Source organism: Variovorax sp. GW821-FHT10C12, from assembly GCF_059415405.1.
Genome location: NZ_JBWKNE010000001.1, coordinates 1,462,704 through 1,481,104, shown reverse-complemented (window position 1 = coordinate 1,481,104; position 18,401 = coordinate 1,462,704). Strand labels below are relative to the sequence as shown.

The following is an 18,401-nucleotide window of genomic DNA, read 5'->3' as shown; positions in this document are numbered from 1 at the left end:
CACCCTCTTTTCCCTTCCATCTTCAAAGGACCTCACCATGACCAGCGCCGTCATCGTTTCCACCGCCCGCACGCCGCTCGCGAAGAGCTGGAAGGGTGCCTTCAACATGACCCACGGCGCCACGCTGGGCGGCCATGCCGTGCAGCACGCGGTGCAGCGCGCCGGCATCGACCCGGCCTCGGTCGACGACGTCATCATGGGTTGCGCCACGCCTGAAGGCGCCACCGGCTCCAACATCGCGCGCCAGATCGCACTGCGCGCCGGCCTGCCGGTCACCACCTCGGGCATGACCATCAACCGTTTCTGCTCGTCGGGCCTGCAGACCATCGCCACCGCCGCCCAGCGCATCATCGCGGGCGAGGGCGACGTGTACGTGGCCGGCGGCGTCGAGAGCATCTCGTGCGTGCAGAACGAAGCCAACACGCACATGCTGGCCGACCCGTGGCTCGTGAAGCACAAGCCCGAGATCTACTGGAACATGCTGCAGACCGCCGAGCAGGTCGCCAAGCGCTACAACATCGGCCGCGACGCCATGGACGAGTACGGCGCACAGAGCCAGCAGCGCGCCACCGCCGCGCTCGAAGCCGGTCTCTTCAAGGCTGAAATCGCCCCCATCACCGTGCTGGCCGGCGTGGCCGACCCCGTGATGGGCCTGCGCACCAAGGAAGTCACGATCGAGAACGACGAAGGCATCCGCCCCGGCACCACCAAGGAAGGCATCAGCGGCATCCGCTCGGCCATGCCCGGTGGCCTGATCTCGGCCGGCAACGCCAGCCAGTTCTCCGACGGCGGCGGCGCCTGCGTGGTGGTCGACGAGAAGTACGCACAACAGAAGGGCCTGAAGCCCCTGGGCCGTTTCCTCGGCTTCGCCGTGGCCGGCTGCGAGCCCGACGAAATGGGCATCGGCCCGGTCTTCGCCATTCCCAAGGTGCTCAAGCGCCTGGGCCTCACGGTCAACGACATCGACCTGTGGGAGCTGAACGAAGCCTTCGCCGTGCAGGTCATCTACTGCCGCGACAAGCTGGGCATTCCGGGCGACCGCCTGAACGTCAACGGCGGCGCCATCGCCGTGGGCCACCCCTACGGCGTGAGCGGCCAGCGCCTCACGGGCCACGCGCTCATCGAAGGCAAGCGCCGCGGCGCCAAGAAGGTCGTGGTCACGATGTGCATCGGCGGCGGCATGGGCGCTGCGGGCGTGTTCGAGGTCCTGTAACCATGTCCGGCTTGGGCAATGACCAGGAGGTCTCGCCCGAAGCCGTCTTGGCCTACGGGCGCAGCGTGCTGGCCGCGCAGCCCTTCAGCGTGCTGATCGGCGCCGAGCTGCATGCGCTCGCGCCGGGCCATGCCGAGCTCCAGCTGCCGCTCGGCGCGCAGCTGAAGCAGCAGCACGGTTTCGCCCATGGCGGCATCGTGAGCTACATGGCCGACAACGCGCTCACCTTTGCCGGCGGCAGCGCCTTGCGCGTGCCGGTCGTGACCTCCGAATTCAAGATCAATTACGTGCGGCCCGCCATCGGCCAGCGGCTGATTGCGCGCGCCCGGGCCGTGCACACCGGCAGCTCGCAGGCCGTGTGCACCTGCGAGGTGGTGGCGGTGGCCGACGACGGCACCGAGAAGCTCTGCGCGCTGGCGCAGGGCACCATCGCCACGCTGCCCGATTCCCCGAAGAAGACTTCGTCACCCGCGAAGTCGTAGCCTGAAGAAGACATCACCATGAGCCTGCGTCCCACCCTCGACTTTCTGCTCTACGACTGGCTCGACGCCGAGAAGCTCAATCAGAGCGAGCGTTTTGCCGACCACTCGCGCGAGACCTTCGACGCCGTGCTCGACACCTGCGAGCGCATCGCGCGCGAAAAGTACGCGCCGTTCAACCGCACCGTCGACACGCAGGAGCCGCATTTCGACGGCGAGAAGGTCATCCTGCCGCAGGCCACGCACGACGCGCACAAGGCCTTCGTCGAGTCCGGCATGCTGAGCGCCGCCCAGGACTACGAGATCGGCGGCATGCAGCTGCCGTACACGGTGCAGGCCGCGGCCAACAGCTTCTTCGCGATGGCCTCGGTGAGCATCGGCTCGAACATGCTCACCAGCGGCAACGCCAACCTGCTCATGGTGCACGGCACCGAGATGCAGAAAGAGGTGTTTGCCAAGAATGAATTTTCGGGCCGCTGGGCCGGCACCATGTGCCTGTCGGAGCCGCAGGCCGGCTCGTCGCTGAGCGACGTGGCCACGCGCGCCGTGCCCGACGGCGCCGACTATCAAGACGACCCGCTGGGCCCGCGCTACCGGCTCACGGGCAACAAGATGTGGATCTCGGCCGGCGACCACGAGCTGACCGAGAACATCGTGCACATCGTGCTGGCCAAGATTCCCGACGAAAACGGCAAGCTCATTCCGGGCACGCGCGGCATTTCGCTGTTCATCGTGCCCAAGCGCATGGTGGACACGCAGGGCGAGCTCACCGGCGAGCGCAACGACGTGGCGCTGGCCGGCCTGAACCACAAGCTCGGCTGGCGCGGTACCACCAACACGCTATTGAATTTCGGCGAGGGCAAGTACCCGGTCGGCGGCAAGGCTGGCGCGGTGGGCTACCTGGTCGGCGCGCCCGGCAAGGGCCTGCACTGCATGTTCCACATGATGAACGAGGCCCGCATCGGCGTCGGCACCGCCGCCACCATGCTCGGCATGGCCGGCTACTACGCCTCGCTCGACTACGCCAAGAGCCGCCCGCAGGGGCGGCTGGTGAAGAAGCCAGAAGCCGCCGGCGCCGCCGTGGTCAAGGACTCGGCCGCGCCGCAGGTGCGCATCATCGAGCACGCCGACGTGCGCCGCATGCTGCTCGCCCAGAAGGCGTACTGCGAGGGCGCGCTGGCGCTGGAGCTGTACTGCGCCCGCCTGGTCGACACGCAGAAGACCGGCGATGCGCAGACGGCCGACGACGCTCGTCTGCTGCTGGAGGTGCTCACGCCCATCGCCAAGAGCTGGCCCAGCGAGTGGTGCCTGGAGGCCAATTCGCTGGCGATCCAGGTGCACGGCGGCTACGGCTACACGCGCGATTTCCCGGTGGAGCAGTACTGGCGCGACAACCGCCTGAACATGATCCACGAGGGCACGCACGGCATCCAGGCGGCCGACCTGTTGGGCCGCAAGGTGCTGATGGAAAAGGGCCGCGGCCTGCAGCTGCTGGCTGGGCGCGTCACCGAGACCATCGGCCGCGCGGCCAAGGTGCCGGCGCTGGCGGCGCATGCCAAGGCGCTGGGTGCCGCGCTGCAGCGCATCGGCAGCGCCACGGAAGCTGCCTGGTCCACCGGCGACCCGGCCGACGCGCTGGCCAACGCCGTGCCCTACATGCAGGCCTTCGGCCACACCGTGCTGGCCTGGCTCTGGCTCGACGTGGCGCTGCGGGCCCTGGAAATCGACGCACAGAAGGCGAGGGCGGTAACAGCTGGCAAGATCGGCGCCACGGACTATTTCTTCCACTACGAGCTGCCGAAAATCGGTGCCTGGCTCCAGGTGGTCGAAACCCGTGACCCGACCTGTACCGCTTTGCCCGAGGACGCTTTCTGACAATGGCCAACGCCGCCCCGAACTCACCCCCGCCCGCCGCCCAACCGCCGAAACCTCCCAAGCCGCATGCGCGGCTCGAGAAGTGGATCTGGATCCTGATCTACGGCGGCCTGTTTCTCGTGATCCTGGGGGTGGCCACGGGCCGCACCGAGCCCGCGCTGGGCTGGTCGATGGCCGTGCCCGGCGCCGTGGTCGCCGCGGTGGGCGTCGTGCTCATCTACGTGCGTTCGCGGCTCAAGTAAGAAACAAGGCAAGGACCGACCATGCTCAAGCACATCGTGATGTGGAAGTTCAAGGAGCACGCCGAGGGCGCCGACAAGGCGACCAACCTGCTCAAGGCCAAGGCGCTGCTCGACGCCTGCGCGACGCTCTCGCCCGGCACGCACCGTTTCGAGGTGGTCATTGCCCAGCCCGGGCTCGAGGCCACCTACGACCTGATCCTCAATTCGGAATTCACCGACGCCGCCGCGCTGGCGGCCTATGCGGACCATCCCCAGCACGTGGCGCTCAAGCCCTTCATCAGCGCCGTCCGAGAAGCCCGCCAGTGCATGGACTATGAGCTCTGAACCCCACGCGCCCGACGCCACGGCCTCACCGGCCGAACGGCGGGCGTTCGGCCGTGCGCAGCGCCAGCGCTGTGCGCTTGGCCAGTGGGCGCAGGTGCCCCGGCCCGACGCCACCGACCGCGATCCGCTCGGCTGGCTGAAGGCGTCCAACCACGGCCGCGTGCCCGAGCTGGTGCCGGTGCGCCACGGCCGCATGCTGGTCAGCCCCTTCACGTTCTACCGCGGTGCCGCCAGCCTGATGGCGAACGACCTCGCCAGGCTGCCGCACAGTGGCATCGCGACGCAGCTGTGCGGCGATGCACACCTCGCGAACTTCGGCTTCTTTGCCAGCCCCGAGCGCGCGCTGGTCTTCGACATCAACGATTTCGACGAAACCCTGCAAGGGCCCTTCGACTGGGACGTGCGCCGGCTGGCCACCTCGTTCGTGGTGGCCGCACGCGACCGGGGTTTCAAGCCGCGCATCGGGCGCGAGGCCGTGCAGCAGCTGGCCGAGGCCTACCGCGACCGCATGCGGGCCTTCGCGCGCATGGACACGCTGGAGGCCTGGTACGCGCGGCTCACCTCGCAAACCCTGCTGAAGCTCGGCGCCGAAGACGCGACCGAGCTCGCGGTCATCAAGAAGGCGCGCCGCAGCACCTCGCGCGTGTTCGCCGACAGCGCGACCGAGACGGTCGACGGCCGCCTCATGATCCGCGACCAGCCGCCGTTCGTGTACCACGACGCCCGCGCGACGGCGCGTGAAATCAAGCGCTTCCGCGCCGGACTGCCGGCCTTCCTGGCGCAGTACCGCGCCAGCCTGCCGCCCGAGCGCCAGCGGCTGTTCGACCGCTACGAGCTGCACGATGTCGCGGTGCTCACGCCCGGCGTCGGCTCGGTCGGCCGGCGCTGCTTCCTGCTGCTGTTCGTGGCCGACCGCGCGCACCCGCTGTTCCTGCAGTGCAAGGAGGCCGGCGAGTCGGTGCTCGAAGCCCCGCTGGGCGCGGCACCGGACACGGCGTCGCCGGGCCAGCGCGTGGTGCAGGGCCAGCGGCTCGCACAGGCCGCCAGCGACGTCTTCCTGGGCTGGGCCCAGGGACCGGGCGGGCGCGGCTTCTACGTGCGGCAGCTGCGCGACATGAAGGCCTCCTACAAGCTCGAGGACTTCAAGCCGGTCGACCTGCTCGAGTTCGCCGAGGCCTGCGGCTACAGCCTGGCCCGCGCGCATGCCAAGGGCGGCGACGCCTGGGCCATCGACGGCTACCTGGGGCGCGCCAAGAGCTTCAACACGGCGCTCGCCGATTTCGCCGAAGGCTATGCCGACGTGAACCAGGCCGACTGGCGCCGACTGAAAAAAGCCGTGGCCGCCGGCAAGGCCGCCGCCGTCGAGGCCGACGACACCGCGTCCTGACGGCCCGAAGCCACCGCCTTCACAGCCAACGCAACCCTCTTCTTTCATCATCCACACCGGAGACACCGACATGACGAAGCCCCGCACCACCCAACAGCTGTTCGACCTCACGGGCCAGACCGCCCTCATCACCGGCGGCTCGCGCGGCCTGGGCCTGCAGATGGCCCATGCGCTGGGCGAAGCTGGCGCGAAGATCATGCTGAGCTCGCGCAAGGCCGACGACCTGGAGCAGGCCGCCGCCGAGCTGCAGGCCGCCGGCATCGACGCGCGCTGGATCGCCGCCGACTGCTCCAAGGAAGAAGACACCCGCCGCCTGGCCGACGAGACCCTGCAGCGCATGGGCGGCATCGACATCCTCATCAACAACGCCGGCGCCAGCTGGGGTTCGCCGGCCGAGAGCCACCCGGTCGAGGCCTGGGACAAGGTGATGAACCTCAACGTGCGCGGCTACTTCATCCTGGCGCAGCAGGTTGCCAACGGCTACATGATCCCGAAGAAGCGCGGGCGCATCATCAACATCGCCTCGATCGCGGGCCTGAACGGCAACCCGCCCGGCATGCAGACGCTGGCCTACAACACCTCGAAGACCGCGGTGATCGGCTTCACGAAGACGCTGGCCGCCGAATGGGGCAAGTACAACATCAACGTCAACGCGATCTGCCCGGGCTTCTTCATGACGAAGATGGCGGCCGGCCTGATCAAGACCCTGGGCGAAGAGCACATGGCCGCCTCGGCACCGCTGGGCCGCCTGGGCGACGACGAAGACCTGAAGGGCCTGACGCTGCTGTACGCGAGCGACGCCGGCAAGCACATCACCGGCCAGTGGGTCGCGGTGGACGGCGGCGTGAGCGTGGTGCTGGGTGCGGCCTGACATGTCCGATTCGCCTGAAAAATCCAGCGACATCAACATCCGCTCGTACACGAGCCAGATTCCGTTCGCGCGCCACCTCGGCTTCGAGCTCACGAAGTTCGAGGACGGCCAGTCCGAGATCATCTACACCGCCAAGCCCGAGCACCTGAACACCTTCGACGTGACGCACGGCGGCGCCTGCATGACGCTGCTCGACATCGCCATGGCGGCCGCCGCGCGCAGCGTGGCGCCCGAGACCGGCGTGGTCACCATCGAGATGAAGACCAGCTTCATGCAGCCGTCGGTCGGCCCGCTGCACGCGCGCGGCACGCTGCTGCACCGCACCGCGACGCTGGCTTTCACCGAAGCCAAGATCTACGACGAGCAGGAGCGCGTGTGCGCCCATGCCACCGGCACCTTCAAGTACGTGAAGCGCCGGCTGCCGACCGGCCCTGCGAGCGCGAACGCCATGCGTCCGCCATCGACCGACTGACACCCCATTCCCCCGGAGACTTCCATGCCCACGAACAAGCAGATCCACCTCGACAACCGCCCCGAGGGCGAAGCCACGGCCAGCAACTTCAAGCTGGTGACTGTCGAGACGCCCGCACTCGCCGACAACCAGGTGCTGGTGCGCCACCACTACATGAGCCTCGACCCGTACATGCGTGGGCGCATGAACGACTCGAAGAGCTACGCGCAGCCGCAACCCGTGGGCCAGGTGTTCCAGGGCGGCACGGTCGGCGAAGTGGTCGAGAGCAAGCACCCCAAGTACGCCGTGGGCGACAAGGTCGTCGGCTTCGGCGGCTGGCAGGAATACAGCGTGGTCGATGCCTCGCAGCCCGGCGCGCTCAAGAAGGTCGACACCACGCACGTGCCGCTGTCGCACTACCTCGGCGCCGTGGGCATGCCCGGCGTGACGGCCTGGTACGGCCTCGTGAAGATCATCGCGCCCAAGGCCGGTGAAACCGTGGTCATCACCGCCGCCAGCGGCGCCGTGGGCAGCGCCTTCGGCGCGCTGGCCAAGGCGCGCGGCTGCCGCGTGGTCGGCATCGCGGGCGGCCCCGACAAGTGCAAGTACGTGACCGACGAGCTCGGCTTCGACGCCTGCATCGACTACCGCCAGCACCCCGACGTGAAGACCATGAGCGCCGCGCTCAAGGAAGCCTGCCCGAACGGCATCGACGGCTACTTCGAGAACGTCGGCGGCTACATCTTCGACGCCGTGCTGCTGCGCACCAACGCGTTCGCGCGCGTGGCGCTGTGCGGAATGATCGCGGGCTACGACGGCCAGCCGCTGCCGCTGGCGAACCCGGCGCTGATCCTCATCAACCGCCTGAAGATCGAGGGCTTCATCGTCAGCGAGCACATGGAAGTGTGGCCCGAGGCGCTGACCGAACTCGGCACGCTGGTGGGCACGGGCAAGCTCAAGCCGCGCGAGTCGATCGCGCAGGGCATCGAATCCGCCCCTGAGGCCTTCCTGGGTTTGCTCAAGGGCAAGAATTTCGGCAAGCAACTGGTGAAGCTCATCTGATGGCTTGAAACGCACGGCAAGGAGGCCGGTTATGGACACGACGCACGAGGTCTTCAACCAGCCCACGCCGCTGGTCGACTACAACCTCTTCGACACCCACCGCCCCCTGCGCGATGCGCTGAAGTTCAACGCGCCCGCGCTGCAGACCACGCAGCTGCACGAGCTGGGCGCCACCCTCGGCTCGGCCGCCATGCAGACGCATGCGCGGCTGGCCAACATCCACACGCCCGAACTCCACACGCACGACCGCTTCGGCCGTCGCATCGACGAGGTGGAGTTCCATCCGAGCTACCACGCGTTGATGACCGCCGCGGTCGGCGTGGGCCTGCACGGCACGCCGTGGACCGGCACGTCCGCCTCGCCGCACGTGCTGCGCGCGGCGGGCTTCATGCTCTTCACCGAGCTGGAGCCGTCCATCCTGTGCCCGATCTCGATGACCTACGCCGTCACGCCCGCGTTGCGCGACAACGCGGGCGTGCATGCCGACTGGGGCCCGAAGCTCGCCAGCCTCTGGTACGACCCCGCGCTCAAGCCGCTGCACGACAAGCCTGGCGTGACCATGGGCATGGGCATGACCGAGAAGCAGGGCGGCTCCGACGTGCGGGCCAACACCACGCAGGCCGTGCGCGACGGCAGCGACGCCTGGGGCGAGCGCTACGCGATCACGGGCCACAAGTGGTTCTTCTCGGCGCCGATGTGCGACGCCTTCCTCATCCTCGCGCAGGCGCCGGCCGGGCTGTCGTGCTTCTTCCTGCCGCGCGTGTTGCCCGATGGCACACGCAACGCCATCCACATCCAGCGGCTGAAGGACAAGCTCGGCAACAAGGCCAACGCCAGCTCCGAGGTCGAGTTCCACGGTGCCAGCGCCTGGCTGGTGGGCGAGGAGGGACGCGGCATTCCGCAGATCCTCGAGATGGGCACGATGACGCGGCTCGACTGCTCGCTCGGCACCAGCGGCCTCATGCGCCAGGCGCTGGGCATCGCGCTGAACCACACGGCGCAGCGCCAGGCCTTCGGCAAGCCGCTGGTCGAACAGCCGCTCATGAAGAACGTGCTGGCCGACCTCGCGCTCGAAAGCGAGGCCGCCACCGCCCTGGCCATTCGCCTCGCGCGGGCCTTCGACCGCCAGACTGACGCGCACGAGAACCTGATGGCGCGCCTGCTCACGCCGGTCGCCAAGTTCTGGATCTGCAAGCGCGGCAGCCACTTCGCGCAGGAGGCCATGGAGTGCCTGGGCGGCAACGGCTACGTGGAAGAGGGCGGCGAGGGCATCCTCGCGCGCATCTACCGCGAGATGCCGCTCAACTCCATCTGGGAGGGCGCCGGCAACATCATGGCGCTCGACCTGCTGCGCGGCCTGCGCAAGGGCGACGCCGTGGCCGCGCTGGCGCACGAGCTGGCCCCCGCGCGCGGCCAGCAGGCCGCCCTCGACCGCCTGGCCGACGCCTTGCCCGCACGCATCGAGGCCATGGCCTCCGAGACCGAGGCACGCCGCCTGGCACAAGACGTGGCGCTGGCCGTGCAGGCCGCCTTGCTGGTGCAGACCGCGCCCGCCGCCGTGGCCGATGCCTTCTGCGCCTCGCGCCTGGGCGGCGACTGGGGCCAGGCCTTCGGCACGCTGGGCGCGGGCACCGATTTCGATTCGATCATCCAGCGGGCGCAGCCGCGCTGAACCCCGACAAGAACACCTCCACGAAAGACACCATGGCCGACCTCATCCTTCACCACTACACCACCTCGCCGTTCTCGGAGAAGGTGCGCCTGATCCTCGGCGCCAAGAAGCTGCCGTGGAAGTCGGTCTTCATTCCGCCGATCATGCCCAAGCCCGACGTGGAGGTGCTCACCGGCGGCTACCGCAAGACGCCGTTCCTGCAAATCGGCGCCGACATGTACTGCGACAGCGCGCTCATCGCCGACGTGCTGGAGCACCTGCAGCCCGAGCCCACGCTCTACCCCGAGCCCGAGAAGGGCATGTCGCGCATCCTCGCGCAATGGGCCGACACCTCGCTGTTCTGGGCCGCCATGGCCTGGAACCTGCAGCCCAGGGGCGCCGCCGAGGTGTTCGCCAAGGCGCCGCCTGAAGCCATCAAGGCCTTCGGCGAAGACCGCGGCAAGATGAGCGCCGGCAACATGACGCGCCTGCGCCCGGCCGACGCCACCAGCGCCTACAAGTCGTACCTGCGCCGCCTGTCGGACATGCTCGACGACAAGCCCTTCCTGCTGGGCGAAGTGCCCAGCATTGCCGACTTCTCGGCCTACCACCCGCTCTGGTACACGCGCCGCATCGAAGCGGTGAAGGGCATCCTCGATCTGACGCCCGCGGTGGTCGACTGGATGGACCGCATGGCGGCCATCGGCCACGGCACGTCGTCGAAGTTCTCCAGCGACGAGGCCATCGCCGTCGCCAAGGCCGCCACGCCGCACACGCTGCTGACCGACAGCACCTTCCAGGACGACCACGGCATTCCCCTGGGCAGCGCCGTCACCTTGCGTGCCGAGAGCTTCGGCCTCGAAGAGACGCCGGGCATCCTGGTGGCCGCCACGCGCACGCACTACACGCTGGAGCGCAACAGTGAGCGCACGGGCAGGGTGCATGTGCACTTTCCGCGCATCGGCTATGTGTTGAAGAAAGCAGAGGCCTGATGACCGAAAGATCCGCGTGCGACGGGCACCTTCGTGACTGCGCGCGCGGCGGTTCCGTATTTCAATAGCGGCTTCCGTTTCAACGTCAGACACATTCAGCAAGAAGGACACCGGCAAATGATCCAGGACTTCAAGGGCAAGACCGCCGTACTCACCGGCGCAGGCTCGGGCTTCGGCCTCGAATGCGCGCGCATCGGGGCCGCCCGCGGCATGAACCTCGTGCTGGTCGACGTGCAGCAGGACGCACTCGACAAGGCCAAGGCAGAAATGGAAGCCCTGGGCGTCCAGGTGCTGGCGCGCAAGGTCGACGTGTCCGACGCGGCCCAGATGGAAGCGCTGGCCGCGGCCGTCAAGGAACGCTTCGGCGCACCGCACTTCGTGTTCAACAACGCCGGCGTGGGCGCCGGCGGCCTGGTGTGGGAAAACACCGTGGCCGACTGGGAATGGGTGCTGGGCGTCGACCTGTGGGGCGTGATCCACGGCGTGCGCCTGTTCACGCCCATGATGCTCGAGGCCGCCGCCAAGGACCCGAGCTACCGCGGCCACATCACCAACACCGCCAGCATGGCCGGCCTGCTCACGCCGCCCAACATGGGCATCTACAACGCGGCCAAGGCCGCCGTCGTGAGCCTGACCGAAACCATGTACCAAGACCTGAACCTGGTCACCGACCAGATCGGCGCCAGCCTGCTGTGCCCGTACTTCGTGCCCACCGGCATCACGAGCAGCGAGCGCAACCGCCCGAACGCACCGAAGGACACCGAGCTCACCAAGAGCCAGCTCATCGGCCAGGCCATGAGCAACAAGGCGGTGAGCAGCGGCAAGATCACGGCCGCCGAGGTGGCGCACAAGGTGTTCGAAGCCATCAGCGACAACCAGTTCTACGTGTTCAGCCACCCCAAGGCGCTGGGCAACGTGAAGAGCCGCATGGAGAACATCGTGTCGATCACCAACCCGGCCGACCCGTTCCTGGAGCGCCCCGAGATCGGGCAGAAGCTGCGCGAGCAGCTGCGTTCCGCCTGATCTCTTCCTGAGGCGGCCCCTCGCGGGCCGCCTTCAGCCGGCCTGCACCTTCGCCTGCAGGTCGCGCACCAATTGCTCGATGCCCGACAGCGCCTCGGCCATCGACCGCTCCAGCAGGTCGCCCTGGTCTTCCGCGTGCTCGACCGCAATGTCGTGCACCTCGCGCAGCCCGACCAGGCCCAGCGCGGCCTTCACCCCCGGCACCAGGAAATTCAGATGCGCCTGCATGCCGCCGGGCCTGAAGCCGCTGCTGCCATGCGCGGTGAGCAGCACGGTGCGGCGCGGGCGCTCGGCCAGCAGCGGCACGTAGGGGTCGTCCAGGCTCGGGTCCATGTCGAAGGTCTCGCCGACGCGCACGATGTTGTCGATCCACGCCTTCACGGTGGCCGGGGCGCTGTAGTTGTACATGGGCGTGCCCATCACGATCACGTCGGCGCGGCGCAGCTCGGCAATGAAGGTGTCGCTCTCGGCCAGCACCTCGTGCATCCAGGGCTCGCGCGCTTCGGCGGGCGTGTAGGCGCTGTGGATCCAGTCGCCGGTGACCGCCTGCGGCGGCGCGGTGCCGAAGTCGCGGTAGATCACCTCGTCCTGCGGACGGGCCGCCTGCCAGGTGCTGACGAAGTGGTGGCTCAGGCGCCGCGAATGCGAGCCGTGGACGACCGAGCCTGAACGGCCGGAACGGGGGCTGGCATCGATATGGAGCAGGGTGGTGGTGGTCATGGCGTGGTCCTCGGTTGGGTGAAGGGAATTCAGCTGTCTGCTTGACACGGTTCCCAATCTATCGAAGCATCCGTGGCCGGACAAACGACGAATTTTTCTCTCTGCAGAAAATTCAATTCATCTATCAGCACGCCATGGCCCTCCTGCATTCCCTGCCTCCGCTGGCCTCGCTGCGCGCCTTCGAGGCCGCCGCGCGCCATTGCAGCGCCAAGCTCGCGGCGAACGAGCTGTCGGTCACGCCCACCGCCATCAGCCACCAGGTGCGCCAGCTCGAAGAGTCGCTGGGCGTGGCGCTGTTCGTGCGCCAGCCGCGCCAGCTCGTGCTGACGCCGCAGGGCCGCGAACTGCAGGCGGTGCTGAGCGATTCGTTCGCTGCCATGGCGCAGGCCGTGGCGCGCCTGCGGGCGCCGCCCGAGCGCAGCGCCATCACGCTGTCGACCACACCCGCCGTGGCCGCGCGCTGGCTGCTGCCGCGCGTGGGGGCGCTGCGCGCGGCGCACCCCCGGCTCGACCTGCGCATCCACGCCTCGCACGACGCGGTGCCGCTCGACGGCCTCACGGCCGATGTCGCCATCCGCTACGGCAAGGGCCAGTGGCCGGGCCTCGTGGCCGAGAAGCTGTTCGACACCGTCTTCGCACCAGCCTGCAGCCCCGCGCTCAAGCTGCGCCGCCCGGCCGACCTCGTGAAGCACACGCTGCTGCATTTCGCGGTGCCGAACAGCAAGACCCAGCCCGGCACCTGGGCCGCATGGCAGCACGTGGCCCAGGTGCCCGGCCTGGACGTGACGGCCGGCCCCGCGTTCTCCGACGAGACCCACACCGTCTCGGCCGCGCTGCAGGGGCAGGGCGTGGCGCTGATGGGCCTGGCGCTCATCGCCGACGAGCTGCGCGCGGGCAACCTCGTGCAGCCCTTCGGGCCGGTGCTGCAGGGCTCGCCGTTCTACCTCGTGTGCCCGCAGGCGCGGCGCGACGATCCGAACGTGGCGGCGGTGTTCGAGTGGGTGAAGGGATTGCAGCCGCTGGGCACGGTGACATGAAATTCCCTTTCCTGCTGCCGCTGGCCGCCGTGACATTGCTGTCGATGGCCGGATGCGCCACGACGCCGAAAGATGCCGCGTCGGTGGTCGAGAGCTATCGCCGCTTTCTGGTGGACACCGAAACCCCGTTGCCAGAACGAACCCGGCGGCTGAGGTTGGAACTCGAGGGCGACATGGCGTCCTTGACGCATCGCTTCGCACGCCTGAAGCCTTCGCCGGGGAGCACCATCAGCTTCGCGTCGGTGTCGGCCTTGTACGGCTCACCGCCTCACTATCGAACGAAGATGCTGGCGGAGTTCGACACGTCCGTGGTCTGCATCACGCGCGACGATCTGGCGGCGCTGGGCAAGGTCGGCGAGAACCCTGGGGACATCATGGTCATGCACGAAATCCGCGATGGACGGATGACCTTGATGCCAACGCGGGTGGGGCCGGGCTATCTGTTCCTGACCACGGCGCCCGAGTCGACCGTGGTTCGTTTGGCGTTCGCTCAGGCCTGTCTGCATCGGATGGAACACGAGGTTCGCCTGACGCTGCGGCGCTGATTTCAATGCAGCCCAGGCGCCGCCGGCGTCTCGAACCCACGCTGCAACAGCAACGCCGACAGCCGCGCACAGGTCTGGCGATCCGGCGCGCCGAGCACGACCGACACCAGCCGGCGCTGGTCGCGCTGCGCGGTGGCGATCAGGTGTGCGCCCAGGCCCGGCAGCGAGCCGGTCTTCAGGCCGTCCACGCCGGGCATGCGGCCCAGCAGCAGGTTGGTGCTCGGGGCCTCGGTGTCAAGGCCGTCGAGCCGGTCTTTGCCAGCCATCTCGAGCAGCGCCGGAAAGTCGCGCAGCACATGGCGCGCCATCGTGAGCATGTCGACCGCGGTGGTGCGCGCCGTGCGCACCAGGCCGGCGGGGCAGGCGAAGTGCGTGTCGTGCATGCCCCAGGCCTGCGCCTGGCGGTTCATCGCCGCGACGAAGCTGTCGAAGTCGCCGCTGTGCCACGACGCGAGCGTGAGCGCCGCCTTGTTGGACGACACGACCAGCGCCGCTTCGAGCAGGCGATGCAGGGGCAGCGGCGGCGCATCGGCCGCATACAGCGCGGCAGACGGATCGTCGCGCGCGGGCACGGGGTCGACGGGCACCTGCACGGCTTCGGCATGGCGGTCGAGCCGGTCGTCGCGCAGCTTCTGCTCGACCAGCGCGGCGGTGACCAGCTTCGACAGCGAGGCGGGCACAAAGCTGTGTTCTGAAGGCTGATGGGTCAGCAGCCGGTCGTGCGTGAAGTCGTACAGCACCCAGCTCGGCGTGGGCTGCGCGCTCTCCGTCGGCGAACCGGCGCGCCGGATCACGACGGCGGGCGGCTGGGGCATGGGGGGAAGCACGGGCGGTTTCGGCATTGCCGCGGCAGCAGCAGCCGCCGCTGCCGCGCGTTCGCGCGCGCGGCGTGCCTGTTGTTGCTGCTCCTTTTCCTTTTCTTCTTCCTGCAGCTCGGTCATGTTGCGCACGATCTGCCACAGCCCCGTGCCGTTGGAGCTCTTGAAGAGCACGGTGTCGTCGGTGGCGACCTGTTCGAGCAGTGCGCGCTCCAGCGCCTCCAGCGTGTCGAAGGCCTGCACGGTGGCGCCCTGCGGCAAGGCGGCGGCGAGGCGCTCGCGCAGCCGCGTCATGCACTCACCCAGCAGGAGCACGCGCGCCGGATGGCACTGGACGATGGGCTCGACGAGCGCATCGTGGTGGCGCTGCGTGTCGTCGCCCAGCTCCTTCATGTCGCCGAGCACGAGCAGCTTGCGGCCTTGTTCCTCGGGCTGCTCGGCCAGCGAGGCCAGCGCCGCCGTCATCGACAGCGGGTTCGCGTTGTACGACTCGTCGATGACGCGAAAGCGCCTGTGGCCGAGCGTGAACGACAGCTCCTGGCCGCGCCCCTTCACGGCGGCGAACGACGCCAACTGCTCCGGCACGCGCCCGCTGTCGAGCGACAGCGCATGCGCCACGGCGAAGCACACGAGGCTGTTGACGGCCATGTGGCGGCCCTTGGCGCCGAGCGTGTATTCGAAGCGCTGGCCGTCGCTGTGGGGGCGGCTGGCGCGGACGTGGCCGGTGGCCGGGTCGTGCGCGTCGAGACGGAAGTCGGCCGATGCGGCGCTGCCGTAGGTCAGCACGCGCAGCTCACGCGCCCGCGCACGCTCTACGAGGTAGTCGAAATGGTCGGTGTCGGTGCAGATCACGGCCCAGGCGCCGGGCTGCATGCCTTCGAAGATATTGGCCTTGCGCCGTGCGACGTCCATCACGGTCTCGCCTTCGCCCAGGTGCGAGGCCGTGATGTTCGTGAGCACGGCCAGGTCGGGCCGCACGCGCTTGATGTTCTGGTAGTCGACCGCGTTGATCGCGCTGACGGCCACCTCCAGGATCACCAGGTCGGTCTGCGCGGGCGTGTTGGCCAGCATCGACAGCATGCCCACGCGCGAGTTGTAGTTGTCGATGGTCGCGAAGCGGGTGTGCGTGGGCGCGAAAGCGTGGTCGAGCATGTGGCACACCGAGGTCTTGCCCGCGCTGCCCGTGATGCCGATGACCTTGCCCTGCAGCCGCTCGCGCGCGGCGATGCCCAGCTCGACCAGCGCCTGGATCGGGTCGTCGACCAGCAGCACCGGAAAGTCGGGCGCCAGGCCCGGCACGGGCTTGCGCAGCACCGCGCCGGCCAGCGTGGGCTGCATGCGCGCGACCGACTCCGACCAGTCCCAGTTGCGCTCGCTCTCGTTGTCGCCGAAGCGCTCGTGGGTCGCCAGAGTCCAGTAGTCGGAGGCGACGAACATCGTGGGCGACGGCACCAGCGGCGTGTGGCCTTCGCCGCGCGTGAGCGAGCGAATTAACCAGCCCGGCGGCGGGGCCACATGCCAGGTGCCGCCCGTCACGGCTTCGATCTGCGCGGCGTTCCAGGTCTGCCGCGGCTCGCCCGGCTGGTCGGGCGGCAGCGACGCGGGCGCGACGACGCGGTAGCGCGGCACCGGCGGATAGCGCCACATCGGCGCGGGCGATGCCTTGCCTTCCTGCACGACGAAGTCGAAGAAGCGCGGCATGCGCAGGCGCTCCACACGACGACCGTCAGGACCGATCAGCCCGGCTTCCATCTGCATGTCGACGTCGTACAGCCGCGTGGCCAGCGGCGGTCGCAGCGTGTGGACGTCGCGGTAGACCTTGCCCGGTTCCCAGCGGCTGACGGGGTGGCGGCCCTGGCAGGGCGCGTGGCCGCTCGACAGGCCCCAGGCCGGCGCGGTGACGCAGGTGGCGGGGCGCGTGCCGATGTCCAGGCGCCAGTCGGTGTCGACGGGCGCGTCGGCTTGCCACCACGTCTCGACGGTGAGCGGGCCGGGGCCGGTCATCTCGCGCGGGCGCACGCGCGCGCCGAGCAGGCGCAGCGGGCCCAGCGTGAGCGGGTGGGTGAAGCGGACATCGCGCGGCACGGCATCGAGCACCGCGTCGGCCAGCGGCTGCCGCGCGGCGGCGCGCACGGCCTCGGCCAGCGCCGCGTCGTGCAAGGGCACGCCGGCCGGCGACTGCAGCAGCTTCAGCCAGGCGACGGCATCGCCGAGCGCCTGCGCGGTGTCGCCGAAGAAGCTGCCCTCGACGGCCGCCGGCTGCGCGAAGAACATCGCGCGCTCGGGCCCGGTGTGGCTGTCGGCGAGGCGCTGCATGCTGTGCAGCAGCGCGCGGTGCAGCGCGGCGCGATCAAGCCCGTCGAGCAGCGGCTGCTGGGCGGGGTTGGCGTCGAGCCGCGCGACCAGTTCGGCGCCGGCCGCCAGCTGGGCCGGCAGGGCCGCCACGGCGGTGGTCTGTGCGAGCGCGAAGTCGAGCGAAGCGTTCAGGTTCTGCAGGCCGAACTGGAAGTGGCGCGGCTCGGGCCGGTAGCGCACGAGCGCACTGGTAGCGCGGCACAGCGCGTGGTCTTGTGCGTTGGCGTAGCCGACGGCGACGAAGTGCTCGAAGGCCTTTTCGACGGCACCGAACCAGCGGCGGTTGCCGGTCAGCGCGTACAGACGCAGCAACGCGACGACGGCCTGGTCGTCCTCGCGCGCATCGCCGGGCGCTTCGGCCTTCTCCGCCATCGACGGGTGGTGCAGCGCGTGGGCGAAGCGGCCGGAGATCGGGTCCTGCATGTGCAGCACGGTGCGCGCGAGCTGGTCGAGCAGGGGCAGGTAGCGCCGGTCGCGGCTGAGCTCGGTGTAGCGCACCAGCGCGCCGATGCAGGCGGCGTTGGCGCCCAGCGAGGTGTCGCTGCTGCCGGGCTCCACGAGGCAGGCGACGTGCGTGCCGTTGGGCAGTGCGGCGGGCCGGATCAGTGTGCGCGTCAGCCGCATGAGCGCGCGGTGGATCGCGGCCTGCCGGGTCTCGGCCTGCGCCGGGTCCCAGGCCTCCAGCAGCGCGTGCACGGCGTGGGCGTGGTCGGCGGCGCGGGGGGTGTCGCCATCGGGCGTGCTCGGCGCGAGCGCGCCGTCTGCTTGCACGCGTGCGGCGAGATGGTCGGCGCTGGCGGCGACGAGGCGGCGCAGCAAGGCCACGTCGATGGGCTGCAGTTCGCGATGGCCATCGGCGGCGAGGACGTGCACGCCGCTGGCGTCCACATGCACCGCGCGGGTCTGGAAGGCCCACACGGTGGTGTCGTCGTCGGTGGGGGCGTTGAGGAGGCGGCGGCGCTGGCTGTCGACCTGCGGGGCAAGAAGGGCAGACTCGCATCGCGCATCGAAGGCCAGGCCTTCGGCGGCGGGGACACCTAGGCCGTCCTTGAACGCGGCCCAGCGCAGCGGACGCAGGCGGCGAACCCAGTCGACGCGCAGGTCGCGCGGCACGCCGGTGGCCTGTGCCTCGAGCGCCCGCGTGCCTTGTGCCCAGGCGGCTTCGAGGTCCTTGCCGCGTCCGGACAGCACCCGTGCCTGCGTCGTGCCGTCGCCCCAGGCGAAGAAGACGAGGTAGTCCTCGAGGCCTTCGGCGGCGTGCGTTTCGTCGGGGTTCGATGCGGCGTGCAGGCCCTGCCAGGCGCTGCCCAGAAGATCGGAGAGACTCACGGCGTTGTGTCCTGTCCTGCCCGACTC

Annotated in this window: 16 protein-coding genes; 14 read left to right on the top strand and 2 right to left on the bottom strand. The window is 69.4% G+C overall.

Annotation, left to right across the window (positions count from 1 at the left end; genetic code table 11):
• Nucleotides 1–37 precede the first annotated feature (37 nt).
• The 12 genes from AC07OH_RS07005 (at nucleotide 38) to AC07OH_RS06950 (ending at nucleotide 11,570) form a co-directional block, all read left to right on the top strand.
• A complete protein-coding gene (locus tag AC07OH_RS07005; RefSeq protein ID WP_070060672.1) occupies nucleotides 38–1,213 on the top strand; it encodes an acetyl-CoA C-acyltransferase in 1,176 nt (391 codons plus the stop codon).
• Nucleotides 1,214–1,215: 2 nt separating this feature from the next.
• The gene (locus AC07OH_RS07000) at nucleotides 1,216–1,695 is read left to right on the top strand and encodes a PaaI family thioesterase (RefSeq protein WP_390343895.1); all 480 of its coding nucleotides are present in this window, start codon (nucleotides 1,216–1,218) and stop codon (nucleotides 1,693–1,695) included.
• An 18-nt stretch (nucleotides 1,696–1,713) separates the two neighbouring features.
• A complete protein-coding gene (locus tag AC07OH_RS06995; RefSeq protein ID WP_495300093.1) occupies nucleotides 1,714–3,567 on the top strand; it encodes an acyl-CoA dehydrogenase in 1,854 nt (617 codons plus the stop codon).
• 2 nt (nucleotides 3,568–3,569) lie between these two features.
• The gene (locus AC07OH_RS06990) at nucleotides 3,570–3,809 is read left to right on the top strand and encodes a hypothetical protein (RefSeq protein ID WP_489056765.1); all 240 of its coding nucleotides are present in this window, start codon (nucleotides 3,570–3,572) and stop codon (nucleotides 3,807–3,809) included.
• Between the two features lie 21 nt (nucleotides 3,810–3,830).
• Nucleotides 3,831–4,133, top strand: coding sequence for a Dabb family protein (locus AC07OH_RS06985; protein ID WP_495300092.1), 303 nt, complete (start codon nucleotides 3,831–3,833; stop codon nucleotides 4,131–4,133).
• Nucleotides 4,123–5,520 carry a DUF2252 domain-containing protein gene (locus AC07OH_RS06980; protein ID WP_495300091.1) on the top strand — a complete coding sequence of 466 codons (1,398 nt, stop codon included), beginning with the start codon at nucleotides 4,123–4,125 and terminating at the stop codon, nucleotides 5,518–5,520. Before AC07OH_RS06985 ends, AC07OH_RS06980 begins: the two co-directional genes overlap by 11 nt.
• 70 nt (nucleotides 5,521–5,590) lie before the next feature.
• Complete coding sequence (locus AC07OH_RS06975) at nucleotides 5,591–6,391, top strand: SDR family oxidoreductase (RefSeq protein WP_159276960.1); 801 nt, start codon at nucleotides 5,591–5,593, stop codon at nucleotides 6,389–6,391.
• Nucleotide 6,392: 1 nt separating this feature from the next.
• Nucleotides 6,393–6,863, top strand: a complete 471-nt coding sequence (locus AC07OH_RS06970; protein WP_082817985.1) for a PaaI family thioesterase — start codon at nucleotides 6,393–6,395, stop codon at nucleotides 6,861–6,863.
• Nucleotides 6,864–6,887: 24 nt separating this feature from the next.
• A complete protein-coding gene (locus tag AC07OH_RS06965; RefSeq protein WP_492677075.1) occupies nucleotides 6,888–7,904 on the top strand; it encodes an NADP-dependent oxidoreductase in 1,017 nt (338 codons plus the stop codon).
• A 31-nt stretch (nucleotides 7,905–7,935) separates the two neighbouring features.
• On the top strand, nucleotides 7,936–9,576 hold the full coding sequence (locus AC07OH_RS06960; protein ID WP_495300090.1) for an isovaleryl-CoA dehydrogenase: 1,641 nt from the start codon (nucleotides 7,936–7,938) through the stop codon (nucleotides 9,574–9,576).
• 32 nt (nucleotides 9,577–9,608) lie between these two features.
• Nucleotides 9,609–10,547, top strand: coding sequence for a glutathione S-transferase family protein (locus AC07OH_RS06955; RefSeq protein WP_495300089.1), 939 nt, complete (start codon nucleotides 9,609–9,611; stop codon nucleotides 10,545–10,547).
• A gap of 117 nt (nucleotides 10,548–10,664) precedes the next feature.
• A complete protein-coding gene (locus AC07OH_RS06950; RefSeq protein ID WP_062471360.1) occupies nucleotides 10,665–11,570 on the top strand; it encodes an SDR family oxidoreductase in 906 nt (301 codons plus the stop codon).
• 33 nt (nucleotides 11,571–11,603) lie between these two features.
• On the opposite strand, the gene AC07OH_RS06945 is transcribed toward AC07OH_RS06950, so the two are convergent.
• Nucleotides 11,604–12,290: an FMN-dependent NADH-azoreductase gene (locus AC07OH_RS06945; RefSeq protein WP_495300088.1), complete on the bottom strand. Its 687-nt coding sequence runs from the start codon at nucleotides 12,288–12,290 to the stop codon at nucleotides 11,604–11,606.
• A gap of 134 nt (nucleotides 12,291–12,424) precedes the next feature.
• Between AC07OH_RS06945 and AC07OH_RS06940 the strand changes: the two genes are divergently transcribed.
• Complete coding sequence (locus AC07OH_RS06940; protein WP_495300087.1) at nucleotides 12,425–13,327, top strand: LysR substrate-binding domain-containing protein; 903 nt, start codon at nucleotides 12,425–12,427, stop codon at nucleotides 13,325–13,327.
• On the top strand, nucleotides 13,324–13,872 hold the full coding sequence (locus AC07OH_RS06935; RefSeq protein WP_495300086.1) for a hypothetical protein: 549 nt from the start codon (nucleotides 13,324–13,326) through the stop codon (nucleotides 13,870–13,872). The genes AC07OH_RS06940 and AC07OH_RS06935 overlap by 4 nt, the downstream gene beginning before the upstream one ends.
• Before the next feature lie 2 nt (nucleotides 13,873–13,874).
• Here the strand turns inward: AC07OH_RS06935 and AC07OH_RS06930 are convergent, their stop codons facing one another.
• Entirely contained in the window at nucleotides 13,875–18,374 is a 4,500-nt protein-coding gene (locus AC07OH_RS06930) for a Mur ligase family protein (protein ID WP_495300085.1), read from the bottom strand.
• Nucleotides 18,375–18,401: the final 27 nt, after the last annotated feature.

Excerpts from the sequence above, each read along its gene's own strand:
- AC07OH_RS06960 (WP_495300090.1), top strand. The coding sequence starts at position 7,936 with ATGGACACGACGCACGAGGTCTTCAACCAGCCCACGCCGCTGGTCGAC.
- AC07OH_RS06940 (WP_495300087.1), top strand. The coding sequence starts at position 12,425 with ATGGCCCTCCTGCATTCCCTGCCTCCGCTGGCCTCGCTGCGCGCCTTC.
- AC07OH_RS06970 (WP_082817985.1), top strand. The coding sequence starts at position 6,393 with ATGTCCGATTCGCCTGAAAAATCCAGCGACATCAACATCCGCTCGTAC.
- AC07OH_RS06980 (WP_495300091.1), top strand. The coding sequence starts at position 4,123 with ATGAGCTCTGAACCCCACGCGCCCGACGCCACGGCCTCACCGGCCGAA.
- AC07OH_RS07005 (WP_070060672.1), top strand. The coding sequence starts at position 38 with ATGACCAGCGCCGTCATCGTTTCCACCGCCCGCACGCCGCTCGCGAAG.
- AC07OH_RS06950 (WP_062471360.1), top strand. The coding sequence starts at position 10,665 with ATGATCCAGGACTTCAAGGGCAAGACCGCCGTACTCACCGGCGCAGGC.
- AC07OH_RS06945 (WP_495300088.1), bottom strand. The coding sequence starts at position 12,290 with ATGACCACCACCACCCTGCTCCATATCGATGCCAGCCCCCGTTCCGGC.
- AC07OH_RS06990 (WP_489056765.1), top strand. The coding sequence starts at position 3,570 with ATGGCCAACGCCGCCCCGAACTCACCCCCGCCCGCCGCCCAACCGCCG.
- AC07OH_RS07000 (WP_390343895.1), top strand. The coding sequence starts at position 1,216 with ATGTCCGGCTTGGGCAATGACCAGGAGGTCTCGCCCGAAGCCGTCTTG.
- AC07OH_RS06985 (WP_495300092.1), top strand. The coding sequence starts at position 3,831 with ATGCTCAAGCACATCGTGATGTGGAAGTTCAAGGAGCACGCCGAGGGC.
- AC07OH_RS06965 (WP_492677075.1), top strand. The coding sequence starts at position 6,888 with ATGCCCACGAACAAGCAGATCCACCTCGACAACCGCCCCGAGGGCGAA.
- AC07OH_RS06955 (WP_495300089.1), top strand. The coding sequence starts at position 9,609 with ATGGCCGACCTCATCCTTCACCACTACACCACCTCGCCGTTCTCGGAG.
- AC07OH_RS06995 (WP_495300093.1), top strand. The coding sequence starts at position 1,714 with ATGAGCCTGCGTCCCACCCTCGACTTTCTGCTCTACGACTGGCTCGAC.
- AC07OH_RS06975 (WP_159276960.1), top strand. The coding sequence starts at position 5,591 with ATGACGAAGCCCCGCACCACCCAACAGCTGTTCGACCTCACGGGCCAG.
- AC07OH_RS06935 (WP_495300086.1), top strand. The coding sequence starts at position 13,324 with ATGAAATTCCCTTTCCTGCTGCCGCTGGCCGCCGTGACATTGCTGTCG.